The 26,603-nt window shown below is 39.7% G+C and carries 28 protein-coding genes; 9 read left to right on the forward strand and 19 right to left on the reverse strand.

Going from position 1 to position 26,603, the window contains the following annotated elements:
* Positions 1–135: 135 nt before the first annotated feature.
* From ftsA to gshB, 8 genes are all read right to left on the reverse strand, one after another.
* Positions 136–1,398, reverse strand: a complete 1,263-nt coding sequence (ftsA, locus tag ACP69Y_RS13780; protein WP_425918943.1) for a cell division protein FtsA — start codon at positions 1,396–1,398, stop codon at positions 136–138.
* A gap of 71 nt (positions 1,399–1,469) precedes the next feature.
* Positions 1,470–2,324, reverse strand: a complete 855-nt coding sequence (locus tag ACP69Y_RS13785; protein ID WP_425918944.1) for a cell division protein FtsQ/DivIB — start codon at positions 2,322–2,324, stop codon at positions 1,470–1,472.
* Positions 2,325–2,327: 3 nt separating this feature from the next.
* Positions 2,328–3,257 carry a D-alanine--D-alanine ligase gene (locus ACP69Y_RS13790; RefSeq protein WP_425918945.1) on the reverse strand — a complete coding sequence of 310 codons (930 nt, stop codon included), beginning with the start codon at positions 3,255–3,257 and terminating at the stop codon, positions 2,328–2,330.
* A gap of 56 nt (positions 3,258–3,313) precedes the next feature.
* On the reverse strand, positions 3,314–4,762 hold the full coding sequence (murC, locus tag ACP69Y_RS13795; protein WP_425918946.1) for a UDP-N-acetylmuramate--L-alanine ligase: 1,449 nt from the start codon (positions 4,760–4,762) through the stop codon (positions 3,314–3,316).
* Between the two features lie 13 nt (positions 4,763–4,775).
* Positions 4,776–5,873: an undecaprenyldiphospho-muramoylpentapeptide beta-N-acetylglucosaminyltransferase gene (gene murG / locus ACP69Y_RS13800; protein WP_425918947.1), complete on the reverse strand. Its 1,098-nt coding sequence runs from the start codon at positions 5,871–5,873 to the stop codon at positions 4,776–4,778.
* Between the two features lie 347 nt (positions 5,874–6,220).
* Positions 6,221–6,814, reverse strand: coding sequence for a phytanoyl-CoA dioxygenase family protein (locus tag ACP69Y_RS13805; RefSeq protein WP_425918948.1), 594 nt, complete (start codon positions 6,812–6,814; stop codon positions 6,221–6,223).
* Between the two features lie 81 nt (positions 6,815–6,895).
* Positions 6,896–7,342: a hypothetical protein gene (locus tag ACP69Y_RS13810; protein ID WP_425918950.1), complete on the reverse strand. Its 447-nt coding sequence runs from the start codon at positions 7,340–7,342 to the stop codon at positions 6,896–6,898.
* 14 nt (positions 7,343–7,356) lie between these two features.
* Entirely contained in the window at positions 7,357–8,298 is a 942-nt protein-coding gene (gene gshB / locus ACP69Y_RS13815; protein WP_425918952.1) for a glutathione synthase, read from the reverse strand.
* Between the two features lie 117 nt (positions 8,299–8,415).
* Between gshB and ACP69Y_RS13820 the strand changes: the two genes are divergently transcribed.
* Positions 8,416–8,610 (forward strand): DUF3565 domain-containing protein, encoded by a 195-nt coding sequence (locus ACP69Y_RS13820; protein WP_425918953.1) that lies wholly within the window; start codon positions 8,416–8,418, stop codon positions 8,608–8,610.
* A gap of 518 nt (positions 8,611–9,128) precedes the next feature.
* On the opposite strand, the gene ACP69Y_RS13825 is transcribed toward ACP69Y_RS13820, so the two are convergent.
* Together ACP69Y_RS13825 and pyrE are read right to left on the reverse strand one after the other, a co-directional pair.
* Positions 9,129–9,593 carry a MarR family winged helix-turn-helix transcriptional regulator gene (locus ACP69Y_RS13825; protein WP_131216849.1) on the reverse strand — a complete coding sequence of 155 codons (465 nt, stop codon included), beginning with the start codon at positions 9,591–9,593 and terminating at the stop codon, positions 9,129–9,131.
* Between the two features lie 931 nt (positions 9,594–10,524).
* Positions 10,525–11,175 (reverse strand): orotate phosphoribosyltransferase, encoded by a 651-nt coding sequence (gene pyrE, locus ACP69Y_RS13830; protein WP_131216851.1) that lies wholly within the window; start codon positions 11,173–11,175, stop codon positions 10,525–10,527.
* A 40-nt stretch (positions 11,176–11,215) separates the two neighbouring features.
* On the opposite strand from pyrE, the gene ACP69Y_RS13835 reads away from it, so the two are divergent.
* Both ACP69Y_RS13835 and ACP69Y_RS13840 read left to right on the forward strand, forming a co-directional pair.
* Positions 11,216–12,034: an exodeoxyribonuclease III gene (locus ACP69Y_RS13835; RefSeq protein ID WP_131216981.1), complete on the forward strand. Its 819-nt coding sequence runs from the start codon at positions 11,216–11,218 to the stop codon at positions 12,032–12,034.
* Positions 12,035–12,486: 452 nt separating this feature from the next.
* Entirely contained in the window at positions 12,487–12,834 is a 348-nt protein-coding gene (locus ACP69Y_RS13840; RefSeq protein WP_131216853.1) for a Spx/MgsR family RNA polymerase-binding regulatory protein, read from the forward strand.
* 84 nt (positions 12,835–12,918) lie between these two features.
* Here ACP69Y_RS13840 and ACP69Y_RS13845 read toward each other — a convergent pair whose 3' ends face one another.
* On the reverse strand, positions 12,919–13,356 hold the full coding sequence (locus tag ACP69Y_RS13845; protein ID WP_131216854.1) for a DUF2147 domain-containing protein: 438 nt from the start codon (positions 13,354–13,356) through the stop codon (positions 12,919–12,921).
* A 153-nt stretch (positions 13,357–13,509) separates the two neighbouring features.
* On the opposite strand from ACP69Y_RS13845, the gene ACP69Y_RS13850 reads away from it, so the two are divergent.
* Positions 13,510–14,421, forward strand: coding sequence for an alpha/beta hydrolase (locus ACP69Y_RS13850; protein WP_425918955.1), 912 nt, complete (start codon positions 13,510–13,512; stop codon positions 14,419–14,421).
* Between the two features lie 94 nt (positions 14,422–14,515).
* Here the strand turns inward: ACP69Y_RS13850 and ACP69Y_RS13855 are convergent, their stop codons facing one another.
* Entirely contained in the window at positions 14,516–15,082 is a 567-nt protein-coding gene (locus ACP69Y_RS13855) for an FMN-dependent NADH-azoreductase (RefSeq protein ID WP_131216858.1), read from the reverse strand.
* Positions 15,083–15,294: 212 nt separating this feature from the next.
* On the opposite strand from ACP69Y_RS13855, the gene ACP69Y_RS13860 reads away from it, so the two are divergent.
* Positions 15,295–15,903, forward strand: a complete 609-nt coding sequence (locus ACP69Y_RS13860; protein WP_425918956.1) for a GGDEF domain-containing protein — start codon at positions 15,295–15,297, stop codon at positions 15,901–15,903.
* 31 nt (positions 15,904–15,934) lie between these two features.
* Here ACP69Y_RS13860 and ACP69Y_RS13865 read toward each other — a convergent pair whose 3' ends face one another.
* From ACP69Y_RS13865 to ACP69Y_RS13885, 5 genes are all read right to left on the reverse strand, one after another.
* Positions 15,935–16,132 (reverse strand): glutathione S-transferase N-terminal domain-containing protein, encoded by a 198-nt coding sequence (locus ACP69Y_RS13865; protein WP_425918957.1) that lies wholly within the window; start codon positions 16,130–16,132, stop codon positions 15,935–15,937.
* A 4-nt stretch (positions 16,133–16,136) separates the two neighbouring features.
* Positions 16,137–17,984 carry a protein-disulfide reductase DsbD gene (dsbD, locus tag ACP69Y_RS13870; protein WP_425918958.1) on the reverse strand — a complete coding sequence of 616 codons (1,848 nt, stop codon included), beginning with the start codon at positions 17,982–17,984 and terminating at the stop codon, positions 16,137–16,139.
* 12 nt (positions 17,985–17,996) lie between these two features.
* Positions 17,997–18,764: a transporter gene (locus ACP69Y_RS13875; RefSeq protein ID WP_425918959.1), complete on the reverse strand. Its 768-nt coding sequence runs from the start codon at positions 18,762–18,764 to the stop codon at positions 17,997–17,999.
* A gap of 13 nt (positions 18,765–18,777) precedes the next feature.
* On the reverse strand, positions 18,778–19,320 hold the full coding sequence (locus tag ACP69Y_RS13880) for an ankyrin repeat domain-containing protein (RefSeq protein WP_425918960.1): 543 nt from the start codon (positions 19,318–19,320) through the stop codon (positions 18,778–18,780).
* 168 nt (positions 19,321–19,488) lie between these two features.
* Positions 19,489–19,872 carry an HPF/RaiA family ribosome-associated protein gene (locus ACP69Y_RS13885; RefSeq protein WP_425918961.1) on the reverse strand — a complete coding sequence of 128 codons (384 nt, stop codon included), beginning with the start codon at positions 19,870–19,872 and terminating at the stop codon, positions 19,489–19,491.
* Between the two features lie 487 nt (positions 19,873–20,359).
* On the opposite strand from ACP69Y_RS13885, the gene ACP69Y_RS13890 reads away from it, so the two are divergent.
* From ACP69Y_RS13890 to ACP69Y_RS13900, 3 genes are all read left to right on the forward strand, one after another.
* A complete protein-coding gene (locus ACP69Y_RS13890; RefSeq protein WP_425918962.1) occupies positions 20,360–21,094 on the forward strand; it encodes an outer membrane protein OmpK in 735 nt (244 codons plus the stop codon).
* Between the two features lie 68 nt (positions 21,095–21,162).
* Positions 21,163–21,666 carry a GNAT family N-acetyltransferase gene (locus tag ACP69Y_RS13895; RefSeq protein ID WP_425918963.1) on the forward strand — a complete coding sequence of 168 codons (504 nt, stop codon included), beginning with the start codon at positions 21,163–21,165 and terminating at the stop codon, positions 21,664–21,666.
* A gap of 124 nt (positions 21,667–21,790) precedes the next feature.
* Complete coding sequence (locus tag ACP69Y_RS13900) at positions 21,791–22,495, forward strand: phospholipase D family protein (protein WP_425918964.1); 705 nt, start codon at positions 21,791–21,793, stop codon at positions 22,493–22,495.
* 37 nt (positions 22,496–22,532) lie between these two features.
* On the opposite strand, the gene parE is transcribed toward ACP69Y_RS13900, so the two are convergent.
* Positions 22,533–24,413, reverse strand: a complete 1,881-nt coding sequence (gene parE, locus ACP69Y_RS13905; protein ID WP_425918965.1) for a DNA topoisomerase IV subunit B — start codon at positions 24,411–24,413, stop codon at positions 22,533–22,535.
* Positions 24,414–24,427: 14 nt separating this feature from the next.
* Entirely contained in the window at positions 24,428–25,012 is a 585-nt protein-coding gene (locus tag ACP69Y_RS13910) for a YqiA/YcfP family alpha/beta fold hydrolase (protein WP_425918966.1), read from the reverse strand.
* Between the two features lie 248 nt (positions 25,013–25,260).
* Between ACP69Y_RS13910 and ACP69Y_RS13915 the strand changes: the two genes are divergently transcribed.
* Entirely contained in the window at positions 25,261–26,592 is a 1,332-nt protein-coding gene (locus tag ACP69Y_RS13915; RefSeq protein WP_425918967.1) for a hypothetical protein, read from the forward strand.
* Positions 26,593–26,603: the final 11 nt, after the last annotated feature.

Here is a 26,603-nt window from a genome sequence, read left to right on the forward strand (position 1 = left end):
CAGTCACTTAAGCCCGTATACTGCCTTGATCTTAATAAACAAAAATTGTGTTTTAGGATGCTGCCCAACTACACGCTTGTCAAGTGCAAGCCGTTAGACGTACAACTTCCTAACAATATTCCCAATAAATTCAACTTAAAATATCGATTTTAACTGATTATTCAATGCCGCCCATGCTCGACCTACTCGCTTAAAAACAGACAGCTTTTCAGGATCTGTAGATTCTACAATGGTATCTTGCGTGTCACTTTGGCTAAACATTAATAATCCTGCAGCTGTTGCATATTGCGAACGACGCAAAGCAGCCTGATTTTGCTCTTCAGCATATACCTGTACTGGTGGATTTCCTAAATGTGCTGAAACCCCTAACATATGACGTGCCAGATTCACCATTCCTTCGATTTGGCTAGCATCACCTGTCAGTACTACACCATGATATAAACCATGGATTGCACCGTTACGTTGTAATTCTTGATGAACTTGAGTCAAAATCTCTTCATAACGCGCAATAATAATTTCTGCCAATTCAATGCGACTGATGGTTTGTGGACCATCAATACCCTGGAATTGAATCATATGATCGGGTTTCACCACTTTCAGATCAACACAACCATACAACAACTTAATTCGTTCCGCTTCTTCCGTTGTGGTTTGCAAGACTGCAGCAATGTCACGTGTAACATGCTCACCACCACGTTGCAAAGTATGCGTCAATGCAAGGCGACCATCTAGATATACCGCAATATTGGTGGTACCTGCACCAATATCCACCAAACATGCACCATACTCTTTTTCATCTTTGAGCAGACTTGCTTCAGCGGTTGCTAAACAAGACACTACCATTTTTTCGACACCAATATTGGCACCTTTAAGTGCACGATCCAGATTCTGCATCGTACTGATCGGTAGCATCATTAACTGATAATGCCCTATCATACTATGTGCAGACATGCGAATCGGATTTTGTACCCATTCTGCCGAATCATCTAATTCAAAGCCTAAAGGTACTGCACTGACCAAATAGTGGTCTGACGTCAAATGACTGGCTTTGGCCAACTCTAGCGCACGTACAACTTCACTGGTTGTAATTGTATGGTCATTATTTTCAATGGGTGTACGACCTGATGCATAAAAGCTTTTTAATTCTGCGCTTGGGATGGAAATCCAAGCGGAATGCACCCGGCATTCAGCCATGTCTTCTGCTTCTTGTACGGCATTTTTAATTGCAGTGATGACTTTATCGAGACTTACAATTTTTCCTTTATTCATGCCTCGGTTACGAGCTGTTGCCATCCCTATCACTTGGATATTGTCTGGCGCATGTACCTTACCAATCAAAACTGAAACTTTGTGCGTCCCAATGTCAATCGCAACAACCGAGGGAACAGCTTCATTCATTATCTACTACCATCATCACATGTTTGGTTAATTTATGGCCATAAGCCTCTATTTTATATCAAGCCGCTCAATTATGGCTTTACCATTCTTGCATCTGCAATGCTTGTGTCATCAATCGTTACAACAAAATGACTATTTACAATGTTAGGTGGTGCTGAATTCTTCCATTGTATCGCCAATCCATTTCTATAACGCAAATCAATTGATGAAATTTTAGACCAAACTGGTTTTAAATCACTTTGTGCCAGATGACTCAAGCGTTGAAGTTTACTCATAGTTTGATCTTGATCCACAATCACGCGTAAACCCGAATCAAACTGCATAAACCAAGTCATACGTTCTGTTAAATATAATTCTTTTAAACGAGCATTGACTGGCAGGAATAACTGATTAATTTCATTGTAGCGGCGCATCATCATTTTGGACTGAGAAGTTGGACCGTGCAGCAAGGGTAATTTTTGATTATTTTGCGGAATCACTTGTGCAAAAATATCACCACTATCACTCAACAGTCGCCCAGTTCCCCAACGGGCAATGGGATGACGAGGCATCACTCGTACCCGAATTGAATTGGGCCATGCACGTGAGACCACCACGCGATCTACCCAAGACAACTCTAGTGCCTGATCTCGAATTTGTTCTAAATCAGCGGTAAAATAATTCGCTGTTACTGCTGGAGTAACATGCTTCATGACCTGACTATTTTCAGCATCTGAACGCGTGCCTACAACATTGAGTTCCGCGACATGTGCATCGGTCATGACTGTATATAAACCATAGATCCCTACAGCCAATACCATGAGTGCAATCAGCAATAGTAACCAGCCACCCGCATTCGCAAGCTTTTCCTTACGGGTCGGTGGCTTGTCATGTATTGATGTAATTGCTGCTCGTTTACGGCGCATTGAAGCAGGAAGTTGAGCCATAGTTTAGTGAGTCGCACCTGTCAAAGTCTGTTCCAAAATGGCAACACAAAGCTCATCAAAGCTATATCCCACCGCTTTCGCAGCTTTAGGTACCAATGAATGACTAGTCATCCCTGGAACAGTATTCACTTCTAATAACCAGAAGTTGCCTTGTTCATCCTGCATTGCATCAATACGTCCCCAGCCGCTTGCACCGACGGCCTGGAAAGCACGTAAACATAAAGTCTGAAGTTGTTTTTCTTCATCTTCACTTAGACCGCAAGGAATTCCGTACTGCACATCGTTACGGTTATATTTGGCTTCATAATCGTAGAAAGCCACATCTTTTGGCGGCTCAAGACGAATTACAGGAAGCGCCTGACCATTCAGAATCACAATTGTGAACTCACGACCGCTAATCCATTTTTCAGCCATTACCACTGCATCATGTTCAGTCGCTTTTTCAATCGCGATTGCAAAGTCTTCAATACGCTCAACTTTGCTCATACCGATACTTGAACCTTCATGTACCGGTTTGATAATGAATGGCAAACCAATACTTTCTACCACAGCATTCAAATCAGAATCTTTGGTTACAATACGGTAGGGTGCCGTAGGCAGCTCAGAACCTTGCCAAACCTGCTTGGTTTTGACTTTATCCATACCAATGGCTGAACCCTGTACACCAGTACCGGTATAAGGCAGATTCAACCATTCTAATGCACCTTGAATTTGACCGTCTTCTCCACCGCGACCGTGCAACACAATAAATGCACGATCATAGTTGACCAGTTCAGTTACGCTACGTTCTTGCGGGTCAAAAGCTTCTGCATTTACACCCGAGCGTACCAATGCTTCAAGTACAGCCTTACCACTATCTAGAGAAACCTCGCGCTCAGCCGATTTACCACCAAGCAACACGGCAACTTTGCCGAATTCTGAAGCATTTGCCACGTTTATATCCTTAAACTTTATAACTGAACGATCAAATTCAAAACCACATAAAGTGATTACTTTAAATACAATTTATTTTGTGCAAGCTCAATCGAGAGAGCACCCACATTACCTGCGCCTTGCGTTAATAACAAGTCATTCGCTTGTAACACTTTTTGCACCGCATTTTGTAAATTGCCTTCCACAGGATCAATCAAAATTGGTTCAACATCGCCACGTAAACGAATACTACGCGCCAAGCTGCGGCTGTCCGCGCCGACAATCGGTTTCTCACCGGCAGGATACACTTCCAGCAATAATAATTGATCGACTTGTGACAATACATCTACGAAGTCATCGAAGCAGTCACGAGTACGGCTAAAGCGGTGTGGCTGGAACATCATGACCAAGCGACGACCTGGATGGCTTTGACGCGCAGCCTTAATGGTTGCTTCCACTTCTTTAGGATGATGACCGTAGTCATCAACCAAGGTCACGTTACCACCTTCTATTGCAAATTCACCCTGAACCTGGAAACGACGACCTACACCACTAAAACCTTCCAATGCACGGCAAATTGCAGCATCAGAAACACCTTCATCCGTTGCCACACCGATGGCAGCCAAGGCATTCAGCACATTGTGTAAACCCGGTTGGTTCACCGTAACACGTAATGGCTCACGATCTTTACGTAACACGGTAAAGTGAGTGCGCATACCATCTTGATCAACATCGACCGCACGAATGTCGTTATCGTCGTTAAAACCATAAGTCAATAGTGGACGACCAATACGCGGCATGATTTCACGCACATTGGCATCATCGCCACACACCACCGCTAAACCATAGAACGGAAGTTTTTGTAAGAACTGTACGAAGGTGTCTTTGAGGACATCGAAGCTACCGCCATACGTATCCATATGATCGGCATCGATATTAGTCACGATCGCAGCCATCGGATGTAAATGCAGGAATGTCGCATCAGATTCGTCCGCTTCAGCCACGATATAACGGCTTGCCCCGAGTGCAGCATTCACCCCGGTACGATTCAGCAATCCACCGATCACATAAGTCGGATCCATGTTTTCTTCCGCCAACATACAAGTAATGAGGCTTGTGGTTGTGGTTTTACCATGGGTTCCTGCTACTGCAATACCATGACGGTAACGCATCAACTCACCCAACATTTCAGCACGACGAACCACAGGAGTACGGGTTTCAATTGCTGCTTTGATTTCCGGGTTTTCTGGATCAATCGCTGTAGATACTACCAGTACATTGGCATCTTTAATATTTTCAGGCGTATGACCGATATAAACTTTAATCCCGTTTTCTTCAAGCTGTGCAGTGGTTTTAGACGCTTTGATATCCGAACCAGAAACTTTATAACCCTGGTTTTTTAGCACTTCCGCGATGCCACACATTCCGGCACCACCAATTCCTACAAAATGAATGTGTTTGATACGGCGCATTTCAGGCACTTTAATTAACTTTTTCGCTTGCTCAGCAGGAGTAGATGGAGACATATATCACTCTAATTTACAATTCTTGAATTAAACGAACCACATGCTGGGTTGCATCGGGTTGTGCTTTTTGACGTGCTTTAACTGCCATTTCCGACAGCAGTTTGCGATTCATCAGTGGTGTTAGCAATTCTTTTAAACGATCAACAGTCATGCCGGCTTGCGGACAAATTTTCGCAGCATTGATACCAGCCAAAAATTTGGCATTCGCAGTTTGATGGTCATCCACTGCACTTGGGAGTGGAACAAAAACTGCAGCCACACCCGCAGTTGCAATTTCAGTGACCGTTAATGCGCCCGCACGGCAAATAATTAAATCCGCATCTGAATAAGCCTTAGCCATATCTTCAATAAACGGCTGTACTTCAACTTGCATGGTTGCAGGTATATCACGGTAACGCGCCTGAGTCGCATCTTGATGATTTTGACCACACTGATGAAATACATGAATCGGTACATTCAGTTGTTTCAATGCTTCTGGAACACGTTCATTCAATGCTTGAGCACCCAAAGAACCACCGACAATTAAAATCTGCAAAGGTTTGGCCGCTTTTTCACGTTCTTGATAACGCCAAGATGGATTTAAAATTTCTGTAATTTCTTTGCGTACCGGATTACCGGTCGTCACTATTTTTTTACTTTCAGCAAAAGTATCTGGAAAAGCCTGACACACAGTTTTAGCAATACGGGATAACTGGGTATTGGTAAAACCTGCAATCGCGTTTTGCTCATGGATAATGACCGGAATACCTAAGGCACGCGCAGCTAAACCACCCGGCCCTGCAACATAACCCCCAAAACCTGCAACAGCATCAATATTGAGCTGCTTCATATAGCGCATGGCACTTAAGGTTGCTTTTAAAATTTTTAAAGGTGCTAATAATTTACGCACCACACCGTTGCCGCGTACGCCTTGAATATCAATTTGATAAATCGGAATATTATGATTTTTTAACAGACGATTTTCCATACCCGTTGGGGTTGCAAGCCAAGATACCTGTACCCCTTGTTGCTGTAATTCTTTAGCAACAGCGAGCGCTGGAAAAACATGCCCGCCAGTACCTGCGGCCATCATCATGACATGTTTGGGCTTTGTTTGCGTTGCTTCAGTCACAGTCTAATTCTTCAATTTTAAAATATGGATAACGAAATTCGATTTTAAGCGATCAATTGTAATCACAAACGCATAGCCGTGAAAGGTTATTTACTTTTTTTCACGAACTGCTTCATTGTTTTTTTCTAAGGATTTAAAAGTTTAAACTAGTTTTATTATTAATCGACGAAAAATATACAATATTATGCATTTTTTATCCAATTTTGCGGCCTTCTTTTTAATTGGCTAATCAACATAACCCTTCTCTACCCCTCTAACTAAAGCTTAAAAAAGAGCCCCAATTGGACTCTTTTTTATTTCGTAATAATTCAATCAACTCAATAAAAAGTATCTTGTCACTATTAGTATTATTTGGTTTGCACTACAGCAGGCTCTGTCACATATCGTTTACCCACTTTTTTCCATGGATTATTACGTTGATATTTTTCCTCTAAAAAATCCAAACCTTTCCAGTACAACGGAACCAGTCTTTTATTCAGCAAAGGTAAAGACAAAGGATTTAAACCCACCCAAGGTAAAAAAGGATTTCGGCGCGCATAGGCCCACAACTCAATCCGCTGCGATGCATGCGTGGATTGACCACGTGCATGAAATCCATAAGTATCTGCCACAACTAATGTGTTGGCCTTAACTGAAAATGCCTTGGGCTGGGCATATCCCATAGAGAGCAATTCATCAGCTTTCACCCAGAAAGAACCACGGCGTGTCATGACATCTGTCTTTTCAGTGATGGATAAAGCCTTTTGATGTTCCCAATTTGAACGCGATTCTGTTAGCTGATGTGAACCTGGGACATAAACAAAAGGCCCCTCATCTTCAGCGACATCCGTCAAAAACAGCCAAGCTTTTACAGTGGGATGAAAAGTATCACTATGTAAATTGGTTTGAGGATCGGGACGAGCTTTACGTACATGCGATAAAATCACTTGTACATAATACATGGGCTGGACTTTAAAACTTCCCACATAATTAATGAGACTTTTCCACTGATAACTTTGGAGCAATGTTTGGGTTGTGGGAAGTTAATTCAGCACTTGATGATCTAGAGACATGCGACGTGTCACGGTATCACCTTGCAAAGTTTCCCGGGTTTCAAATTTTGTTTCTAATAATTCCTGCTTTAACTGATTAAATTCAGCATCTGACAGAAAATTTTCTTTTAAAATAAAACCATTCTGCTGAAATTGTTCAACGTCTTCTGCTGCAATAAATTGAGCAAGATATTGCCTACGCTTTTGTGCTAACTGAGCCGCTTTTTGAACCCGAAATCGATGTAATCCCAGCTGATTAAATACAGGATTTCCAATAATCAAATGTGATTGAAAAGATTTTGCTTCGCCAAAAAGTGTAAAAGCATCGAGCATGAATTTACTGGGTTTTTCTCTGACTAGGGTTTTAATTTCATTGAGCGCAACTTGCGTGCGCTCATCTTGAAAAAAATTTTTGATATTTTTGAAAGTTATTTTCATTGATCAAACCTGACTTATTTTTGACCGGTTTCTAAAACATCAAATAAATCATCTGCAATAGATGTACCAAACTGATCATCAATTTCACGGATACAGGTTGGACTGGTGACGTTAATTTCAGTCACGTAATTGCCAATCACATCCAGACCGACAAATACCAGGCCTTTTTCTTTGAGATAAGGACCGACTTTTGCCGCAATGGCTTTGTCATTTTCACTTAAGGGACGGGCTTGCCCCAAACCGCCGGCGGCCAAGTTGCCGCGCACTTCGCCATTTTGCGGAATGCGTGCCAAACAGTAAGGCACGGGTTCACCATTAATCATCAAGATACGCTTATCCCCCTCAACAATTTCTGGAATATAACGTTGCGCCATAATTGGTTGGGTACCATTATTGGTCAGCATTTCAATGGTAGATCCAATATTAATCCCATCTTGATACAAGCGGAAAATGCCTGTACCCCCCATACCATCGAGGGGTTTTACAATCACATCCACCTGTTCTTTCAGAAACTCGCGAATCAGACCTTCATTTGAGGTCACCAAAGTCGGTACCTGAAGTTCCGGGAACTGCGTAGCAAATAGTTTTTCATTGCAGTCACGCAGGCTTTGCGGCTTGTTAATAATCCACGCACCCTCACGCTCTGCCTGCTCCAAGATATAAGTGGTATAGACAAAGTTCATGTCAAACGGCGGATCTTTACGCATCAATACCACGTCATAATCCGCAAGGGATTCTTTTTTCTTTTCGCCCAATTCATAATAATGGTTATAGTCTTCAAACACTTTCAGGGGTGAAATCAAACCGAAGGCTTTACCGTGTTCGATATATAAATCTTGCTGTAATGCATAACCCAACTCATGCCCACGGCGGCTGGCAGCCCACAGCATCGCCATAGAAGAATCTTTTTTCAGGTTTACATTTTCGATGGGATCCATCACAACAAGTACGCGCATATCGCTCTGCTCATGTATTTTTAAATTAATAAAAGTATAGCGGAGTTTAATCTTTCTTTTTTCTCAATTTTAGTAAAGCTTTTATAGGGTTGTATAAAGCAGTTTCAGGAGTAGTTGATGCAACAAGCCATTATTGGTTTCCACTTAGATGAGGAGGATCACTGGGTAGCCGATCTCGTCTGTGGTCATGCGCAACATGTTCGGCATAATCCACCTTGGCAAAACCGTCCTTGGGTCATCACTGAAAAAGGTCGTAAAGAAAAATTGGGGATGTTGTTGGAATGCAAGATGTGTGATGAACAAAGTGAGTAGGTTTTATATATGAATCGGTGTTCAGTGAGCTATTTATGGCTAATTTATACAGAAATATAGTAACTGTGTAAAAAATCCAAAAAAATATTAAAATATTCTAATCTAAGATTTTGAGTAAGTTAGTATTTTACTATCCACACCTCACTCCTTTCATATAAAAAACTTATCACCATAAGACGCTTATAAAAACTAAAAAAGCACAATGATTACGATGGACTAATGTGTTGATTATTTATATTACTTGCCGAAGCTCTAATTATTGTTGCATCAATTTAATCAGATCACATAAAGGATCAGCATTTTTAATTTATATAGTGCCAATCCTTCTATGTTCTTTTTTGATTTTTTTAAAATCTTGCTAAGAAAAAAATTCTCATGCTAAATCCATTGCATAACGCTCAAGGTAAGCTATATAAAATATATTCTCTTTTCCTGACGTGAAACTGGATTATGCGTACTTCCCTAAAATAAAAATAAATCAGCAAACTAGCCTAAACTTCTTCTTGATTAAATTTATCTTAATGGGCTAGATTTTTAAAAATTTGCTTAAGATTTTCTAACATTTTCTCAATTTGCAAAGGAGTTAAACCATCGAAAGATTGTTCCAAAACAATGTGACTCAGGTCATTAATCTTTTGGATCATTTGCTGTCCTTTCTCGGTTAATAAAACCCGGGTAATTCGACCATCATCTTCACAACAATAGGTATCTACCAATCCTTCATCTTTTAAACGATAAACGATTTTAGTGGTCGTCGACATTTTAGAAATTACCATTTCTGACAAATCAGATACGCTTGCTTTATTTTTAGATTTTAAAGCCAGTAAAATACGGCGGCGAGAATTATCTAACCCATATTTTTTTAATGCGTGATCAACATTCTGTATATATTGGGCATGCACTTGAGTGATCCAGTAATATGGCGAATTTTCCAAATTAAAATCTGCAGCAGCAGATAAAAACTTATTGTACCTTTTTGTCATGACTTTACCTCTCTCATTCATTGTTACCATTTAAATTGTTTAAAAAATCTACACTCATTAGTAACTGCTCTATTGATTAAATAAACTTGTTCTTACTAATTTCGCTATACAATCTGTTTTTTAAAGATTGACTCTCTAATTCTTCCTTTGCTTTCTATGAGCTAGGCTTATAAAAAGAATTAGAGAGCCAGGTACCACATAACGTCCTCTTTTGTATTTATTTATTGTTATTGTGTAAGCAGATTAAATCACTTTAATGGTTAAATGATCTATCACAAAAAATACCAACTTCCTTGTGCAAATGTATGAGAATGTGACCTGATGGACACTATTTCATCGAGAAAAATCACCTATTTCATTAAGTTTTGACCTTATGAAGCAAGTTTAAATTGTGGTAACAAACATTTTTAATACAAATAAGAGATTGTTTAATTTAATATTTTTTTATCAATTTAAATTTCATGTTTTTAACCGATAAAATTATGTAGTTAAAAAATATGGGAAAAGTCGTGTATTTTTATTTTTCTATAACGGGCATTTTGTTTAATTTATGAAATAGTAATTTATTTTATAAAGAACATTCTGTTTAATATTTCTAAAAAATAATTTTTTATTTTAACGCAATTTTGTGCCCTTCTATCAAGAATCGAGAATACTTATTCGCTTCATTACTATTCTGAATAAATACTTGATTCCAATTCTCAATTTCTTTCTCAAAGTTTTGAAATGATTAAAATACTTTTTAAATTCTGCGAATTGAAACATGAGCAAAAATTTAAATCTCACTATTTATAAATACTAGAGATAGCCACATTATGAATAGTACGAATATTTGACTAAATCTAACTACTTCTACTTTTCAGTAATTTATCACTTTCTTAAAATCATAAAAAAGGAAGCATTGAGCTTCCTTTTTTAGTCTATCTAACCATCAGATGCCGTATTTGACACGGTAATCTTCCATTTTTGCTAAAGCCTCTTTCTCGCCCTTCGTCTCTAGGAAGTCCATCAAATCTTTCATGGTAATAAGTGCATGAACTGGAATTTCCAGTTCTTGTTGCACTTCCTGAATTGCAGACAAATCGCCTTGACCTTTTTCTTGACGGTCTAAAGCAACCAATACCCCGGCAATTTGCGCACCTGCATTTTTAAGCACAGTCACCACTTCACGAATGGCGGTACCCGCAGTAATCACATCATCAATAATCCAGACTTTTTTACCTTCAACTGAAGCACCGACCAACACGCCGCCTTCACCGTGATCTTTTGCTTCTTTACGGTTAAAACCCCAAGGTACACTTACAGCATGATTTTGTGATAAGGCTACAGCAGTCGCAGCGACAAACGGAATACCTTTATATGCAGGACCAAAAATCACGTCAACATTGTCACAAGTCGTTAATTTGTCAGCATAGCCTGAAGCCAACAGCGTTAACGCTTCACCATCATTGAGCAAACCTGCATTAAAAAAATAAGGACTCACACGACCCGATTTTAAAGTAAACTCACCAAATTTAAGCACACCACGTGATAAGGCAAGTTCGATAAAATCTTGAGGGTTAAAATTCGCTTGCGAGTTCATGAGGTGCTCCGAAATTCATAAATAGAGGTAAGACTTGCGCATGATACCAAAGAGTAGCTATCCAAGTGATCAAAAAATTCTAAGAGTCGTTTCCATTAACGTAAATGGCTTACGTTCATCAGTGACTAAAGGCTTGCTTGAATGGCTGGAACAGTCAGAAGCCGACGTGATTTGTATGCAGGAAAGCCGGATCACGCATGCGCAGTGGACTGAAAAATTTAGACCGGAAGGTTGGTACACCCACCTGTTCCCTGCTGAACGTGCAGGCTATGCAGGTACTGCTATTTATAGCCGCCTGCCTTTTGTTTCGGTGACCGATGGTTTGGGTTTTGAATTGGCCGATTCTCAAGGACGCTTTATATCTGCTGAATTTGACCTAGGTCTGGAAAAACCTGTTCATATCTGTTCCCTTTATTTACCCTCTGGCTCATCAGGTGAAGAAGCACAAGCCCGTAAAGATCACTTTTTAGACCAATACCAAGATATTTTAAAACAATGGCGTGATGAAGATAAATCTATCATCGTTTGCGGTGACTACAACATCGTCCATAAACGGATCGATATTAAAAACTGGTCGGGCAATCAAAAATCTTCTGGCTGTTTACCGCATGAACGTGCTTGGCTCGATCATATTTATGATGATCTGGGTTATGTCGATACTTTCCGTGAAGTGCGTAAGGAAGCGGAACTTTATTCCTGGTGGTCAAACCGAGGACAAGCCCGCGCTAAAAATGTCGGCTGGCGGATTGATTATCAAGCCTGTTCACCAGATTGGAAAGATCGGACAACCAATGCTTGGGTCTATAAAGAAACCTGGTTCAGCGACCATGCCCCAGTGATTATTGATTATAAAATCTAATGAATAAGATTTATTTGAGTGAACAAATGTTCACTCAATACCATCCAAAAACCTACAACACTTGACGCGTTTGTATATTTTTATACAACTGTTTTAAGTGCATTATTGCTTCACGGCAAAGGGATATGTCAGGATGACACAAAAGGACAGGACGCCGTAGGATGAAACAAAGTAAACCACTTCGGTAGCTTATTTTGCAAGGATGTGACAATGGACGTTGAAATGAGACCCGCATGATCAGGATGATTAAATGCGGGTTTTCTCTTTTTCTAGCTCCATCAAATCTATTTTTTTTAATCATAAAGTTATTCTTATCTATAACGCTATCTTGGCAAATCTAAATGTCAATTTCATGACATGTTTATTTAATTTTTAATACTTTTAATTTTCTCTAGAGCTTATAGCTAATTTTCGCTAGGCTATCCGGTAATTGAAAATGGAATAATCATTTTATGCTTAAAATTTATGGCATCAAAAATTGCAGCTCAATGAAGAAAGCCTTTGACCTGTTAAATCAACTCGGTCTGGTCTATGAATTTCATGATTACAAAAAACAAGGCATTGACGCTGGAACTGTAAAAAAATGGATAGATGCGATTGGACCAGATCTTATTCTCAATAAAAAAGGGACCACCTGGCGCAAACTGAGTGAAGCAGAACAGCAAACTGCGCTTGCGAATGAAAGCAATTTGATCACGACTTTAACAACGCATAGCAGTTTGATTAAACGTCCGGTGCTCGAAACTGAGCAAGGCTATGTTGTGGGCTATAATGAAGCTGTTTATAAAGCTTTAAAATAAGATCGAGATAGTAAAGCTCTCGTATAAAAAAGCCTAGCTGAATATCCACTAGGCTTTGCTTGCTTTAAAATTTTTTAGTTTAAATTATTCTGCACGAATCCAGGTTTGGTTACGGCCTAAAGCCGCTATCCCGATAAAGCCCCGTAACTCTAATTTTTTACCGCCATCCGTCATTTGACCTTTTAACCGGTAAGTTTTACCTGAAGCAGGGTCAAGAATTGTTCCATCTTCATAACTTGTACCCCCTGCATTTTTAAGACCATGCACAATCTTTAGACCTCTTAAAGATTTGTTATGATATGGACCTTCACATTTTGAACATGCCTTTTCTTCCCCTGGTGTTAACACCTGTTGAATACTCGCAGATAATGTGCCATTTTTTTGTTCAGTAAATTTTACTATGGCTTTCGGTTGTTTCGTTTTGTCATCAATCGTTTTCCAAACAGAACCATTTAATGGATCAGCAGCATTAGCCAAAACTGTTAATCCGAGCAATCCTAGTGCAAGTGCAATTTTTTTCATTTTTTTTCGTTTCCCTAGTCTGGTATAGACGGCTTAGTATTAAAAAGTCACAACATTTTTGCAATTTTTGAATGTGACCATTTAGTGTAATCTTGTATCTTGAATTGGTAAATATCTAATCATCCCCTAAAGATAAAACAAGATGGAAGAAACATGAAGATAGATCCGCTATGGAAACAATTAATTACAGAAAGTATTTTAAAAACGGCCATTCGTAAACCCAGCCAGTTTAACTTGCCTCCCAACTCGATACGTTTTGCATTGGAGCAAATGTGTCGTGTCTTTCCAAGTAATAAAGACGTTCAAGTCAGATCACTACGCCTGGCAGGCTTACGTGCTGAAGAAATAAAACCTCAAGGTGAATCAACACAACTCATTTTGCATATTCATGGTGGTGCATTCTTTTTGGGTTCACTCGACACCCATCGTGCCTTTTTAACTCATATGGCCGCACGTACACAGATGCAAGTGCTTCATGTCGACTATCCCTTAGCTCCAGAGTCTGTTTATCCTGAAGCCAGTGATGCGATTTTTGACATTTATACCACTTTGTTAGGGCAAGGAATTCAAGCCAAAGACATCATTTTATCGGGCGACTCTTGTGGTGCTAATTTGGCTTTAGCTCTGGCACTTAAAATTCGTGACGAAGGCCTTCCTCAAGTCAGTGGCTTGATATTATTATCCCCATTTTTAGATTTGACTTTAAGCAGTGAATCTTTGCGTTATAACCGCAAGCACGATGCACTGCTCTCTATTGAAACTTTAGAAGCAGGGATTGATTATTACGTACCGAAATTTATGGATACCGCAGACCCGGCTATTTCACCTGTGTTTGCAGACTTAAGCGGATTACCACCAATCTTGGTTCAAGTCGGCTCTAAAGAAATTTTACTGGATGATGCACAGCGCTTTAAAGAGAAAGCGGAACAAGCCGGGGTTGATCTGACCTATAAACTTTACACGGGTATGTGGCACAATTTTCAGATGTTTCACACTTGGTTTGATGAAGGAAAACAAGCTTTGGCCGATCTGGCGGAATTTGCACATCGGCTCGATCGAGATTAATCCTGGTATTAAAAAGCTTGGTATTAAAAAAGTAATTCATATAAAAAAGGTCAGCCGAAGCTGACCCAAGAGGAATACTCTATATTTTCAAAAATTACAGTGCTTGTACTTGGGCTAAAGCGTTAGAAATTGCCTGCTCTTTCAGCTCTGGCCCCATATTGACACCTTCAGCACGAATAATTTCGACATCATTCACACCGGTAAAGTTAAATACAGTTTTCAAAAAACCTTCCTGAAAATCGACTGGACTATTTTCACCATACACCCCACCACGACTACTGGCGATATAAACTTTTTTCTCACCGGCCAAACCCACCGGACCATTTTCAGTATATTTAAAGGTCTTACCGGCTACACTAATACGGTCAATCCAAGCTTTCAAGGTTGAAGTCAAACCGAAGTTATACATGGCCGCACCAACCACCACGATATCCGCATCAAGATATTGCTGAATAATTTTTTCACCCAAGGCAACTTGTTCTGCATCTTGTCCCATTAAAATGGCACCGGTTAAGTGTGGAATCGGCTGGGCAGCTAAATCTAAATAATCAACCGCTAAATCTGTATGTTTAGTCTGTAATTGATCAACAATGGCTTGGCTTAATTGGCGTGAAACTGAAACAACGCCTAAAATACTCGAATCGATATGTAAAACTTTCATGCTCAAAACCTTAATCTTTATTTATTCAATGAACCCAGTTTAATCGATCAACAAAAATAGAATAATACCTTTATACACAACACAATGTTCTATATTTGAAACAACAATCATTCAGATGAAGTGCATTTTTATGCTTAAAAGATTAAATTCCCTATGCACCAATATTCTATCTAGACGGCCTGCCCTATCAAAATATGTTTTGGGTTAGCTCAATGATGTATTTCATTGCACCCATCTTGATTAGCTGTTTAATTTTATTTGAAATTTTACTCAGCCAATGGCGCCATAGAGAAAAGTTAATTCAGAATTTAAGTCGGATTGATCCACTGACCAATACCCTTAACTGCCGTAGTATTAATTATTATTTAGAAAAATTAGAGAATAAACCAACAAATTCTTACGCTTTGGTATTAATCGACCTGGATCATTTTAAACGGATTAAGGAACAATATGGGCATGATAAAGGCGATGAAACCCTAATTAAAGTCAGTGAAGTGCTCTCACAAATCATTCGTGATAGCGATGTCTTGAGGCAATTTGGCGGAGAGGAATTTATTGTTATTCTAAATAGCTCTTCTTTAGAACAAGCACAAACTATTGTTGAGCGTTATCGTCAAGCCATTCAACAGCTGGATTTACGCAGTGATTCGGGCGAGAAAATTCAGGTCACAGCCAGTTTTGGGATTACATTATCGAATATCCAACTTAGACCGCAGCAGTTGTTAAGCCAAGCAGACAAAGCCCTGTATGAAGCAAAAGCATGTGGGCGTAATCAGGTTAAATGTTATCAAGACTTCTTCACCGAACCGAAATCCTGTTAAAGCGTTTGCTGTTGATATGGCTCTAAATAATTCACCCCTCATCCACCAACACGGGGACTTTACCATTGGGGTTAATTACCAAAATATCCTGTTTAAAAGTACCTGTGTTCCGTTCTGCGGGAAAGGAAATCATGATTTCTTGAAATGGTAAATTAAACGCTTTCAGCACTAACCATGGGCGCATTGACCAACTGGAATAATTTTTATTGGCAATATAGAGCTGATACATGAAATTATTGTCCTATATGTTTTTGAAACAGATCGAGCTGTTTTATTAATTCCGCTTCGGTAAAAGCTCCGGTTAAACGTAAACCGCGAATTTCTTGTTGTTTTGGATTTAAAAATAAATACGTTGGAGGTCCTAAAATATCCCATTGATTTAGCAATGCCTGATGGGTTGCATCATAATGACTCAAATCCAGTTTAATCAAAAAATACGGGGCCAAAGTTTGCTGCACTTGTGCTGATTTTAAAACACGATGTTCAATCGGCTGACACGCCACGCACCAGTCTGCATAGACATCAATAATAATGGCTTGCTCAGATGGCGCACTGGCTAACAACTGCTGAAATTCGTTGGCTGTTTTAGCCACATGCCATGTCGCTTGAGTAGTGCTTTGCTGAATAAAGAATCGTTGACTGTGCTGATATTGCGTATAGGCCAGATAAGGAATCACGGTGATTAATGCTAAAATATACAGCCATTTGAACTGTGTTTTTTGTCCGACTAAGCGCGCGATTACATAGCCAATAAAGCTTAATCCCAAGCCCAAACCTAGCCATTGCGTCCAGGCTTCAGAAATTAAAGGCCGAATAAAATACAGTGCCAAAGCCAGCATGATAAAAGCAAAAATCACTTTAATTTGATGCATCCACTGCCCGGCTTTGGGCAGAATTCTTGCACCTAATACACTGGCCAAAAGCAGCGGTGTTCCCATTCCGAAACCCAGCGTGAACAGTAATAATGCCCCTTGCCACTGACTTTGGGTTTGGGAAATAAATAATAACGCCCCGGCTAAAGGTGCGGTCATACAGGGTCCAACCAGTAAGGCCGAGATCATGCCCATCACCGCCGCACCCACCAAGCTGCCACCTTTTTGCAGCGAATGCACCCGATCTAAACGGTTTACTAAAGCATGCGGCAATTTAATTTCAAACAGGCCAAATAAATTCAACGCGAACAAGACAAAGAGCGCGCTAAAAGCAATCAGGGTAGAAGGCTGCTGCAACCAGCGCTGGAAGTTCAAACCGGCAGCTGAGGCGATCAAACCTAAAATGGCATAAACCATGGCCATGCTACAGACAAAAACCAAGGCAATCATCCAGGCTTTTAAGCCCTTGCTGTCGCGCACGATTAACGAAGTCAAAATCGGTAACATCGGCAAGGAACATGGGGTAAAGGCCAGTAAAATCCCTAAGCCAAAAAATAGCAACAGACTATAAAATAAAGAATTTTTTGCCAGTTGTTGCGACCACATCTGATCTTGAGCAGTATCTAACGCAACTGGAGATTCAGCACTTTCTACATTATTTTGTTCAGTCGAAAAAGCTGTCTTACTGCTTGTTGTGTTATTCGATGACTGTGAAAGGTCGAGCAAACGCTTGCTGGATTTAGCCTGATTTTGCAGAAGCACCAGGCCATCGACATCGGTCTGAAACTCGACCGTTTGAGGTGGGTAACAAATGCGGTCCTGGGCACAGCCCTGCCAAGTCACCTGATAAGTTTTTGATGCTTCAGTCGGAATGTTGAATTGAATATTTTGAAAATAAACTTGGGTATGTCCATAGTTTTCATCATACAGATCGGTGGCTTTAGGCAGTTTTAAAGCAAGTTTTTGTGTTCCCTGCTTAACTTCAAATTTATGTTGGTATAAATAATAACGATCGGGAATTTTCCAATTCAGCTGTGCTTCATGCTTACGGTTGGATTCAACCGTAAAAGAAAAAGCATCTTCTGCAGAACGCAATTGATCTTGTGCCTGTAAAGTCATTGAAAACAATAAAATGACGCTACAAATAAATCCGCTCACAGCAGAATGAAACAAGAACCCATTATTTGGAAGATACTTTTTCATATACATTTATATTTTTAATTAAAAGAGGAAGGAAACACCCAAACCTGACTGGTAGCTTTTATCTCTGCCATTCAAGTCAACACCCACACTCGCATCCATTTGTACGCGGTTATTCAGTGCATAAATAACACCAGAACCCAGTGAATATTCATAATGTTCACTTTCAGCCTTGCGGTACACAAATTCAGAAAAACCTGACCATTTATCCGCAATTTTATATTCAATGGTTGGGACGGCAGTCACAGCCCAATTACTGTTTTGGGCTTCATAACGCATGGTGATTGAAGTGGTAATCAGATCAGTCGCTGCATAAGCTACCGCAGAACTCAGGCTATAAATATCATCGTGATTACTAAAGCCATCATTTCCTGTCGCTAAAATAGCTTCTGCCAAAATAGCCATAGAAAGCTTGTCATCATCCAGATCAATGGCTTTTTTAAGTCCAATGCTGACATCGCCCAAACCATCTTCTTCAACTGACTGACCTGCACGTTTTACTTTGCTCCAAGCTGGACCTTGCCATCCCAATTGTAACTCTAGGTCTTTGGCCAAACCGGTACGCAATAACATATCCGCGTTTAAAGTGACAGTTTTTTGTTGTTCGCCCTCTACCGTGGTTTGGTTATAGCTGACATTCGGTAAACCTTGTTCCCATGCCAATTGACCGACTGGAGTAATACCGGTACTGAAACCTGTCCCCGGACGGTCAAAGGAAAATTCAGCAGCCATAGTATTCATACTGAAACCTGCCGCAACAATCAAAGCTACTATTTTTACTGCTGACATTTTTATCTCGCTATTATGTTAATTCTTTGGTCATTTTAGCACCGTGACTACGGAGCAACTCCAAGGTTTGTTTTTCTTCTGCCAAAGCTTCTGACCAGTTAATTTCATCAAAATCACAATCAAAGAATAAATCACTGATTGAAGATAAAATGGTGAGCCCTTCTTCATCCTTGCTATTTGGATCTACTTTTTCATCGAGTAAGCGTTTCACTGCAGGCACACAAGCAGCACTGGCAGCATCCCATAATGGACCATACAGTTCTTCAGCATCCCATAAATGTACATTGGCTTTGGCCTGAATAAGCGCTTCTAAAATTTCAATATGTACCGCCAAACTTTGTTGTTTTTCTTGTTCAGATAAGGGTGAACCTGCTTCATGGGCTTCACAAATCTGTTCCCACCATTTAAATAAACCATCTGACCAGACAGAAATCATAGGACCTTTTTCCGGATCAATAAAATTAGGGTCAAGACCTTCTGCCAAAAGGCGTTGTACTTGAGCAAGATCTAGTTCTTCTATTGCTTGTACAAAGACTTGTTGTTGCGCTGTTAACATGGAGAAAGCTCTCTTTAATCAGTTTTAAACTATTATGCCCAATAAACGCTGATTTGTTTTAGATAAATGTATAACAAGCATATTTATTATTCATTTTACTTTCCTAACATGTACACGTAAAAAAAGCTCCGAAGAGCTTTTTTCCTATCTAATGAAGCATGTTGCTACTTAATCTTTTAAATCCTCTGCATCCTCAGTATCAGCATCGTTGACTTCAGCAAATACCGGCACTGCTGCACGAGGGTTTTCTTTTTTCTCGAACAGATGCTCTAAACTGCGTTTCAAACGATCTATGGCACCATGGATGGCAGTATCAATATTATGACCGCGATGGTTGACCACCACAGGTTTCAACCCTGCTGGACGCGCTTCAATCATGCAGTTAATATCATCTGCACCGCCTTTGGCTGCATTTTCGTCGCTAAAATGAACTGAAAAGTGAGTAATACGTTCGCTATGACGTTGGAATTCTGCATTCAGTTCTGTACGAACATAAGTAATTAAACGTTCACTATTTTGAATGTTTTTATCTGTACGGATTTCAATGTTCATATAATTTCATCCTCTTTTATTCACATCTTTTTGTGCAAAACTTCTTATCTTGGCACGTTTAAACTTGCTGTAAAAACAGCGCGAAACATCTTCAAATTAGTTTGGAACGAATTCCTCCACATTGAACGATGAACACTTTTGAGTCTGCAGAATCGTGTCCTTATGCTTCGAATATAAGGGGCTATGCGAAGCAGATGCAAGTAGTATTTTGATATTTTTAAATAACCACATAGAAATTCGGTGATTTAAATTTATTTGCCAAGTTATTTGATAAATCTCATATTATTGGTTATCGCTCAGGACTACAGTATAAAATCGTTTGATGTTTTTTATCGGCGTGTATTTTTAAGTATCAAAGCTGTAGTTTAATTTTGAGTTAAAAGGCATTTTAGAGAATTAGATTATTTTGCCTTACTGATCAATTTTGGCTTTATTTTTGCTAGAGAATCTGTATGCTTTGTTTGCTTCTCGGGGGAGATATTTTTTAATGAAACTTACACAAATTTTTGCTACATGTGCATTGGCTTCAACTGCTGCACTTACTCAAGCTGCGCCAATTTGGCAAGACTTCAGCGTGACTGGTCTTTATGGTGAAAACTATGAAGTTGTAGATGATCAGCAAACCACTATGACTGTTGAATATGCAGCTAAAGTGAAGTATGCAGATGTATTCTTTTTTGCTGACCGCATGCGCGGTGGGGATGATAACAAATCAACTTATTTTGAATTATCACCTCGCTTAAGCTTGGGTGAAGTAACGGGTCAAAAACTTGCTTTCGGTCCTGTAAAAGACGTGTTGGTTTCTACTACCTGGGAAGCTAATAGCGCTAAAGAAAGTTATAATAACTTTGATAACTTCTTATACGGTGTAGGCTTCGATCTAGATATTCCATATTTCCAATATGCGAGTGTAAATTTCTATCGTGCCAATAATGAACTTCAAAAAGATGACTATCAAATGACACTCACTTATGGTGTGCCATTTAAATTAGGCTCTGAAGACTTCCTTGTGGACGGTTTCCTTGACTGGTCTACAGCAGAAAAAAATGACCATGCAAGTGAACTCAACTGGACCACGCAATGGAAATGGAATGCGGGTAAACACATTTCACCAGATACCCGTTTATACCTCGGTATCGAACATTCAGTTTGGAACAATAAATTTGGTATTCCAGATGCCAATGAAAATAACGTAAGCGCATTGGTTAAATACCACTTCTAATACGTTTTATTGCCCTAAAATGGAATTATTTCTAAAATATGCCTCTATTTATTCATTCGGCATATGTAATGGACTTCCAAGTACGTCCCGCTCAAACACAAGATCTAGAACAGATACTGAATATTTATAATGCTGAAATTCTAAATGGAACTGCGACCTGGAATGACAAGGAAAAGTCTTTAGAGGATTTTCATGACTGGTTTAAAAATCTCGCCGCTCAACAGTTTCCTTTATTAGTTGCTGAAGATTTAGAATCTAAACATATTGCAGGTTACGCTGATTATTCTTCATTTCGTCAAATTCATGGCTTTAAACATACTGTTGAACATTCTGTGTTTATTCATCCTGACTTTATCGGACAAGGTTTAGGCAAGGCTTTAATGCTGAAATTGATTGACCATGCACAACAGCATCATATTCATGTCATGGTCGCGGCGATTGATCATGGAAATAAAGGTTCTATTGTTTTACATGAAAATTTAGGATTTAAGCACACAGGCTATATGCCTCAAGTGGGACAAAAATTTGGACAATGGCGTGATTTGGTGTTGATGCAGCTGATACTAGATTAAGTATTAAATTATTCAACCTTCTGAAAAATAATGCTTTAAATTTTTTTATTTACTGCTAAACAAATGATCTGTATATGCTTTAATAATAATAAATAATTTGTATAAACTTTGTTTGGGAAATTTAATGGCAAAATTTTTAAATACCAGTGCGACCAATTTTTTCTTGGAAGAACTGATTAAAAATGCAAAAGAGCGACTCATCTTAATCAGTCCTTATCTGCATTTAAATGACCGTATTAAAGAACTCTTAGAAGACAAAAACCGTTTAAAAATTGATATCCGTATTGTTTATGGAAAAAGTGATTTACATCCTGATGAAATTAAATGGATGCAAAAACTTGATTATGTACGCCTCAGCTTTTGTAAAAACCTACATGCAAAATGTTATATGAATGAATCGGAATGCATTATTTCAAGTTTAAATCTCTACGAATTTAGTCAAGTGAATAATAATGAAATGGGCATTTTAATTCGTAAATATGAAGATGATGAAGTATTTAAAGATGCTTATGAAGAATCTCAGCGCATTATTCGCATTAGTGATGAACTTCGAATCTCATTAGATGAAGTAAAAACAGGACAAGCTCAAGCTGAAGAAAAAAAAGATGAGGACACAGATCATTTAAGTAAATTAACTTCATCAAAATTAGCGGCAAAACATAAATTAAAAACTACTGATTTATTAGATAAGTTTATTGAAAAAGGATTTTTAACACTCAATGAAAATGGCAAACATTTACTCACAGAACAAGGCAAAGCCATTGGCGGAGAATTTAGGACAAGCCAATACGGTGGTTATTTTCTGTGGTCAGAAAGTCTAGAAATTTAATAAAAAAGCCCCTTCGGGGGGCTTTTTTATTAAATGCTTAAACCACTAAATCAGCCAGATTACCTTTTTGTTCTAACCATTCTTTACGATCACTGGCACGTTTCTTGGCAAGCAACTTATCGAGTAATCCTGCAGTAAATTGCATGTCATCTAAATCAAGCTGCACCAAACGGCGAGTATCAGGGTCTAAGGTCGTTTCACGAAGTTGGCTGGCATTCATTTCACCCAAGCCTTTGAATCGGGTAATTTGCGGCGTTTTGGTTTTGGTTTTCTTCAGAATTGATTCTAATTCGTTTTCATCAAGTGCGTAATGGACGTCTTTGCCATCATCAATCCGGAACAAGGGCGGCATGGCAACATACAAGTGCCCTGCTTCAACCAAGGTGGGGAAATGTTTCACGAACAATGCACACAATAGCGTCGCGATATGTAAACCATCTGAATCGGCATCGGCAAGGATACACACTTTGCCATAACGTAATTCTGAAAGGTCATCACTGCCTGGATCTACACCAATCGCAATGGCAATATTATGTACTTCCTGAGAAGCCAGAACTTCATCGGATGCCACTTCCCAAGTATTCAAAATTTTCCCACGAATCGGCATGATCGCCTGAAAATTTTTATCTCGCGCCTGTTTGGCAGAACCACCCGCAGAATCTCCTTCCACAATAAACAGTTCAGATTCATCTAACGTATGACCGACACAATCGGACAGTTTCCCCGGCAAAGTTGGTCCTGCAACAATCTTTTTACGTTCAACTTTTTTAGCGGCTTTTAAACGACGGCCGGCTTTGGCAATCATTATTTCAGCAATCTGCAGAGCTGTATCAGAGTTTTGATTCAACCACAGCGTGAATGCATCTTTGGCAATATTTAGCACAATGCTTGATGCTTCACGACTTGAAAGACGTTCCTTGGTTTGACCGGAAAATTGCGGTTCCTGAAATTTTAAAGACAGAATGTAGTTCACGCCATCCCAGACATCTTCCGCAGAAAGCTTTAAATTACGCGGCAATAAATTACGCAGTTCACAGAACTCGCGCATGGCATCCGTGACACCCGAACGAAGACCGTTCACATGCGTACCACCTTGTGCAGTGGGAATCAGGTTGACGTAACTTTCCTGAACCTGTTCACCGCCTTCAGCATTCCAGCAAATTGCAAATTCTGCACTGGCACGTTCTGCTTCACCTGTCGCCACAAAGGCAGGACATGGGATAATGTCACGATCTTGCAATTCATCCATCAAATAGTCGACTAAACCATTTTCAAATTGCCATTCAATTTTTTCGTTATTAATTTGGTCGACATATACAATTTGTAAGCCTGCCGCCAAAACCGCCTTGGCTTTTAAATTATGCTTTAAGGCTTTTAAAGCAAATTTGGGTGAGTCGAAATATTTTACATCTGGCCAGAAATGAACCGTGGTACCTGAGGCACGCTTAGGTGCTTTACCTTTAAACACTTCGAGTTGTGAAACCGGTTCACCATGCTCAAACGCCATTTTATAGACATTGCCTTGGCGCTGAACTTCAACTTCAATCCGGTTAGATAGTGCATTAACAACCGAAATACCCACACCATGCAAACCACCTGAAAACTGGTAGTTGTCGGTGCTAAATTTACCGCCGGCATGTAATTTGGTCAGGATAATTTCAATCCCGCTTTGGCCATATTCCGGGTGGATATCGACGGGCATACCCCGACCGTTATCTTCGACCGACAAAGAACCATCTTTATACACCGTCACGGTGATTTTATTGGCATGTCCTGCAAGTGCCTCATCCACTGCATTATCAATTACTTCTTGTGCCAAATGGTTTGGACGAGTGGTATCGGTATACATTCCCGGACGACGACGAACCGGATCTAAACCAGATAAAACTTCAAGTGATTGAGCCGTATATTGAGACACGTTGTACTGTTTCCTTATTTTATACAATCCGATAAAAACTGTAATGCCATCGGTATTTTGTCTGCGAAATTGTCCATCGCATGCTTGCCATTCGTTTCTGTGATGATCATGGACTGATGTGAAGCATGGCTATAATAGCGCTGTGCTTCACGATAATCCAAAACTTCATCACCTTGTTGCAGTAACACTAAAATTTTGTCTGCATCTTGCACAAATGGAACCGCCATCTGCCGCAGTTGCTCAAGTTGTGTATGATCCAGAGTCCATTCAGCATTCACCCTATAGGGAATCTGCTGGCTGCCAAATAAATCATGAAATAATTGCCATGGTCGCATAGCAGGATTAATTAAAACAGCCGGCACCCCATGTTTTGCGACCAGTTGTGTCGCATAAAAGCCCCCAAGACTGCTACCAATGAGGACCACTTGATCTAAAGTTGCAATCATATCCGAAACATAAACCAAAGCCTGGTTGGGTGGCATATTTAAATCAGGTAAATAGACCTCAAAATTTTTCTGCTGCTGGCAAAATGCTTTAATATGTTGCCCTTTTATGGACAAGCTACTACTTTGAAATCCATGTAAATAAATAATGTTCATCGCTTTTTATTTCATATTAATTTAAATGACTCTGATTTATTCTAAAATGAGAACTACATTAACACTTCGTTTTAATTTGCATTTTACAGGAATTGTCAGACAAAAAAATTACAACTAAAACACAATCCTCGTTATTGTGAAAGTTGTTCGAGATGAACCCGAGAAGATTAAAAGCTAAGAATTTATACCGTGATCTCAAGAAAAAATAAAGTGCCTGCGGGACATGGTTGGAAAAAGGATAGGATAAAATGCCAAGTTTAACACCATTGCATGAAACCTATTGTAGATGGGATCGTACTCCACCCAGCCAAGCCGATGTATTAGAAGGTCTGGCTCAATTGGTCACGACCCGTTTAGGGGATGTGGTACAAGACCTGATTCAGGTCATTCAACGCGAAATCATGATCAGTCTATTTGGCATGAGTGAACAACACTCGAAAAAATTACAGCGAATTCCTTATATTGAAAAGTTGTATCAGTTCTCCTACGATACTTTGCTCAATTCTGGGCTTTATGTATTTGCACCAAGTTTACGTCAGATTATTGAAAAATATCCAAAATTACATGATAAACCGCTTACACCCTCACTGCACTTTTTAATCGGTGTCTTAAACGGGGTACTGGGGGATTATTTACTCAAATATCAAAACCCGCTTGCCCTGCCGATGGTGTTATACGATCACTACGGTGAACTGCAAAAAGGTGATCTATCCGGTCGGGTGGTGATTTTTGTGCATGGCTTATGCTTAAACCATTTAGATTGGTCAACGCATCAATATGGCGGTATCGGAGAGAAGTTATTGGCACAGCGTGGCAATAAAACCATGCTCTACCTGAACTACAATACCGGACGGCGTATCTCTGCCAATGGACGCAGTCTTGCCAATACTTTAGAAGATTTGATTCGTCGTAACCCATTGATTACCAGTATTGATTTAATCGGTCACAGTATGGGCGGCCTGGTCTTACGTAGCGCCTTGTTTTATGGCAAACAGAACATGTATCCATGGATACACCTGACAGAAAATTTGGTCTGTTTAGGGTCACCGCATCATGGTGCGGTTTTAGAACGTTTTGGTTTTATCATGCAGGATAAACTGGGACACTTCCCCTTTGTAAAAATTATTCGGCATATCGTCAATATCCGCAGTAACGGCATTTTAGATTTACGTTATGGCAGCGTACGTGATGATGACTGGGAACATAATCATGCCCGGATTGGGGGGATGGATGACAATCGCAAACCTGCTCCCTTGCCTTCCCATATCAATACTTTTTTCGTTGCTGCCTCCATTGCCTATGAGAGTAGAAAAAATCGCCCTTTAAATGTATTGGGTGATTATCTGGTCAGTATTAAAAGTGCTTTAGGCGAACATCCTAATCCACGGTTCCAATTGAAAGTGCCTGAATCGCATAAAGCTATTTTCTATGGCTTAAATCATTTTGAACTGCACTATCATGCCAGTGTGGCTGAACAAATTGCGAAATGGTTTTATCCGCCACAAGATGAACCAGTGAAAGAACAGGTGCATGAATACAGGCTGCAATTAGAAGATTTATCGGGTATTGCGCTGACTTAAACGAATAAGAA

This window comes from Acinetobacter sp. TSRC1-2, from assembly GCF_049895885.1.
Taxonomy (GTDB): Bacteria; Pseudomonadota; Gammaproteobacteria; order Pseudomonadales; family Moraxellaceae; genus Acinetobacter.

What these genes read in the sequence shown, in the direction of transcription:
- ftsA (WP_425918943.1), bottom strand. Translation starts at nt 1,398, where the DNA reads ATGAATGAAGCTGTTCCCTCGGTTGTTGCGATTGACATTGGGACGCAC.
- ACP69Y_RS13825 (WP_131216849.1), bottom strand. Translation starts at nt 9,593, where the DNA reads ATGACAAAAAGGTACAATAAGTTTTTATCTGCTGCTGCAGATTTTAAT.
- ACP69Y_RS13875 (WP_425918959.1), bottom strand. Translation starts at nt 18,764, where the DNA reads ATGTCAGCAGTAAAAATAGTAGCTTTGATTGTTGCGGCAGGTTTCAGT.
- ACP69Y_RS13915 (WP_425918967.1), top strand. Translation starts at nt 25,261, where the DNA reads ATGCCAAGTTTAACACCATTGCATGAAACCTATTGTAGATGGGATCGT.
- ACP69Y_RS13820 (WP_425918953.1), top strand. Translation starts at nt 8,416, where the DNA reads ATGCAACAAGCCATTATTGGTTTCCACTTAGATGAGGAGGATCACTGG.
- ACP69Y_RS13840 (WP_131216853.1), top strand. Translation starts at nt 12,487, where the DNA reads ATGCTTAAAATTTATGGCATCAAAAATTGCAGCTCAATGAAGAAAGCC.
- pyrE (WP_131216851.1), bottom strand. Translation starts at nt 11,175, where the DNA reads ATGAACTCGCAAGCGAATTTTAACCCTCAAGATTTTATCGAACTTGCC.
- ACP69Y_RS13850 (WP_425918955.1), top strand. Translation starts at nt 13,510, where the DNA reads ATGAAGATAGATCCGCTATGGAAACAATTAATTACAGAAAGTATTTTA.
- ACP69Y_RS13785 (WP_425918944.1), bottom strand. Translation starts at nt 2,324, where the DNA reads ATGGCTCAACTTCCTGCTTCAATGCGCCGTAAACGAGCAGCAATTACA.
- ACP69Y_RS13835 (WP_131216981.1), top strand. Translation starts at nt 11,216, where the DNA reads ATGATACCAAAGAGTAGCTATCCAAGTGATCAAAAAATTCTAAGAGTC.
- murC (WP_425918946.1), bottom strand. Translation starts at nt 4,762, where the DNA reads ATGTCTCCATCTACTCCTGCTGAGCAAGCGAAAAAGTTAATTAAAGTG.
- ACP69Y_RS13885 (WP_425918961.1), bottom strand. Translation starts at nt 19,872, where the DNA reads ATGAACATTGAAATCCGTACAGATAAAAACATTCAAAATAGTGAACGT.
- ACP69Y_RS13880 (WP_425918960.1), bottom strand. Translation starts at nt 19,320, where the DNA reads ATGTTAACAGCGCAACAACAAGTCTTTGTACAAGCAATAGAAGAACTA.
- ACP69Y_RS13855 (WP_131216858.1), bottom strand. Translation starts at nt 15,082, where the DNA reads ATGAAAGTTTTACATATCGATTCGAGTATTTTAGGCGTTGTTTCAGTT.
- ACP69Y_RS13805 (WP_425918948.1), bottom strand. Translation starts at nt 6,814, where the DNA reads ATGTATTATGTACAAGTGATTTTATCGCATGTACGTAAAGCTCGTCCC.
- ACP69Y_RS13865 (WP_425918957.1), bottom strand. Translation starts at nt 16,132, where the DNA reads ATGTATCAGCTCTATATTGCCAATAAAAATTATTCCAGTTGGTCAATG.
- ACP69Y_RS13910 (WP_425918966.1), bottom strand. Translation starts at nt 25,012, where the DNA reads ATGAACATTATTTATTTACATGGATTTCAAAGTAGTAGCTTGTCCATA.
- gshB (WP_425918952.1), bottom strand. Translation starts at nt 8,298, where the DNA reads ATGCGCGTACTTGTTGTGATGGATCCCATCGAAAATGTAAACCTGAAA.
- dsbD (WP_425918958.1), bottom strand. Translation starts at nt 17,984, where the DNA reads ATGTATATGAAAAAGTATCTTCCAAATAATGGGTTCTTGTTTCATTCT.
- ACP69Y_RS13900 (WP_425918964.1), top strand. Translation starts at nt 21,791, where the DNA reads ATGGCAAAATTTTTAAATACCAGTGCGACCAATTTTTTCTTGGAAGAA.
- ACP69Y_RS13810 (WP_425918950.1), bottom strand. Translation starts at nt 7,342, where the DNA reads ATGAAAATAACTTTCAAAAATATCAAAAATTTTTTTCAAGATGAGCGC.
- ACP69Y_RS13895 (WP_425918963.1), top strand. Translation starts at nt 21,163, where the DNA reads ATGGACTTCCAAGTACGTCCCGCTCAAACACAAGATCTAGAACAGATA.
- ACP69Y_RS13860 (WP_425918956.1), top strand. Translation starts at nt 15,295, where the DNA reads ATGATGTATTTCATTGCACCCATCTTGATTAGCTGTTTAATTTTATTT.
- ACP69Y_RS13890 (WP_425918962.1), top strand. Translation starts at nt 20,360, where the DNA reads ATGAAACTTACACAAATTTTTGCTACATGTGCATTGGCTTCAACTGCT.
- ACP69Y_RS13845 (WP_131216854.1), bottom strand. Translation starts at nt 13,356, where the DNA reads ATGAAAAAAATTGCACTTGCACTAGGATTGCTCGGATTAACAGTTTTG.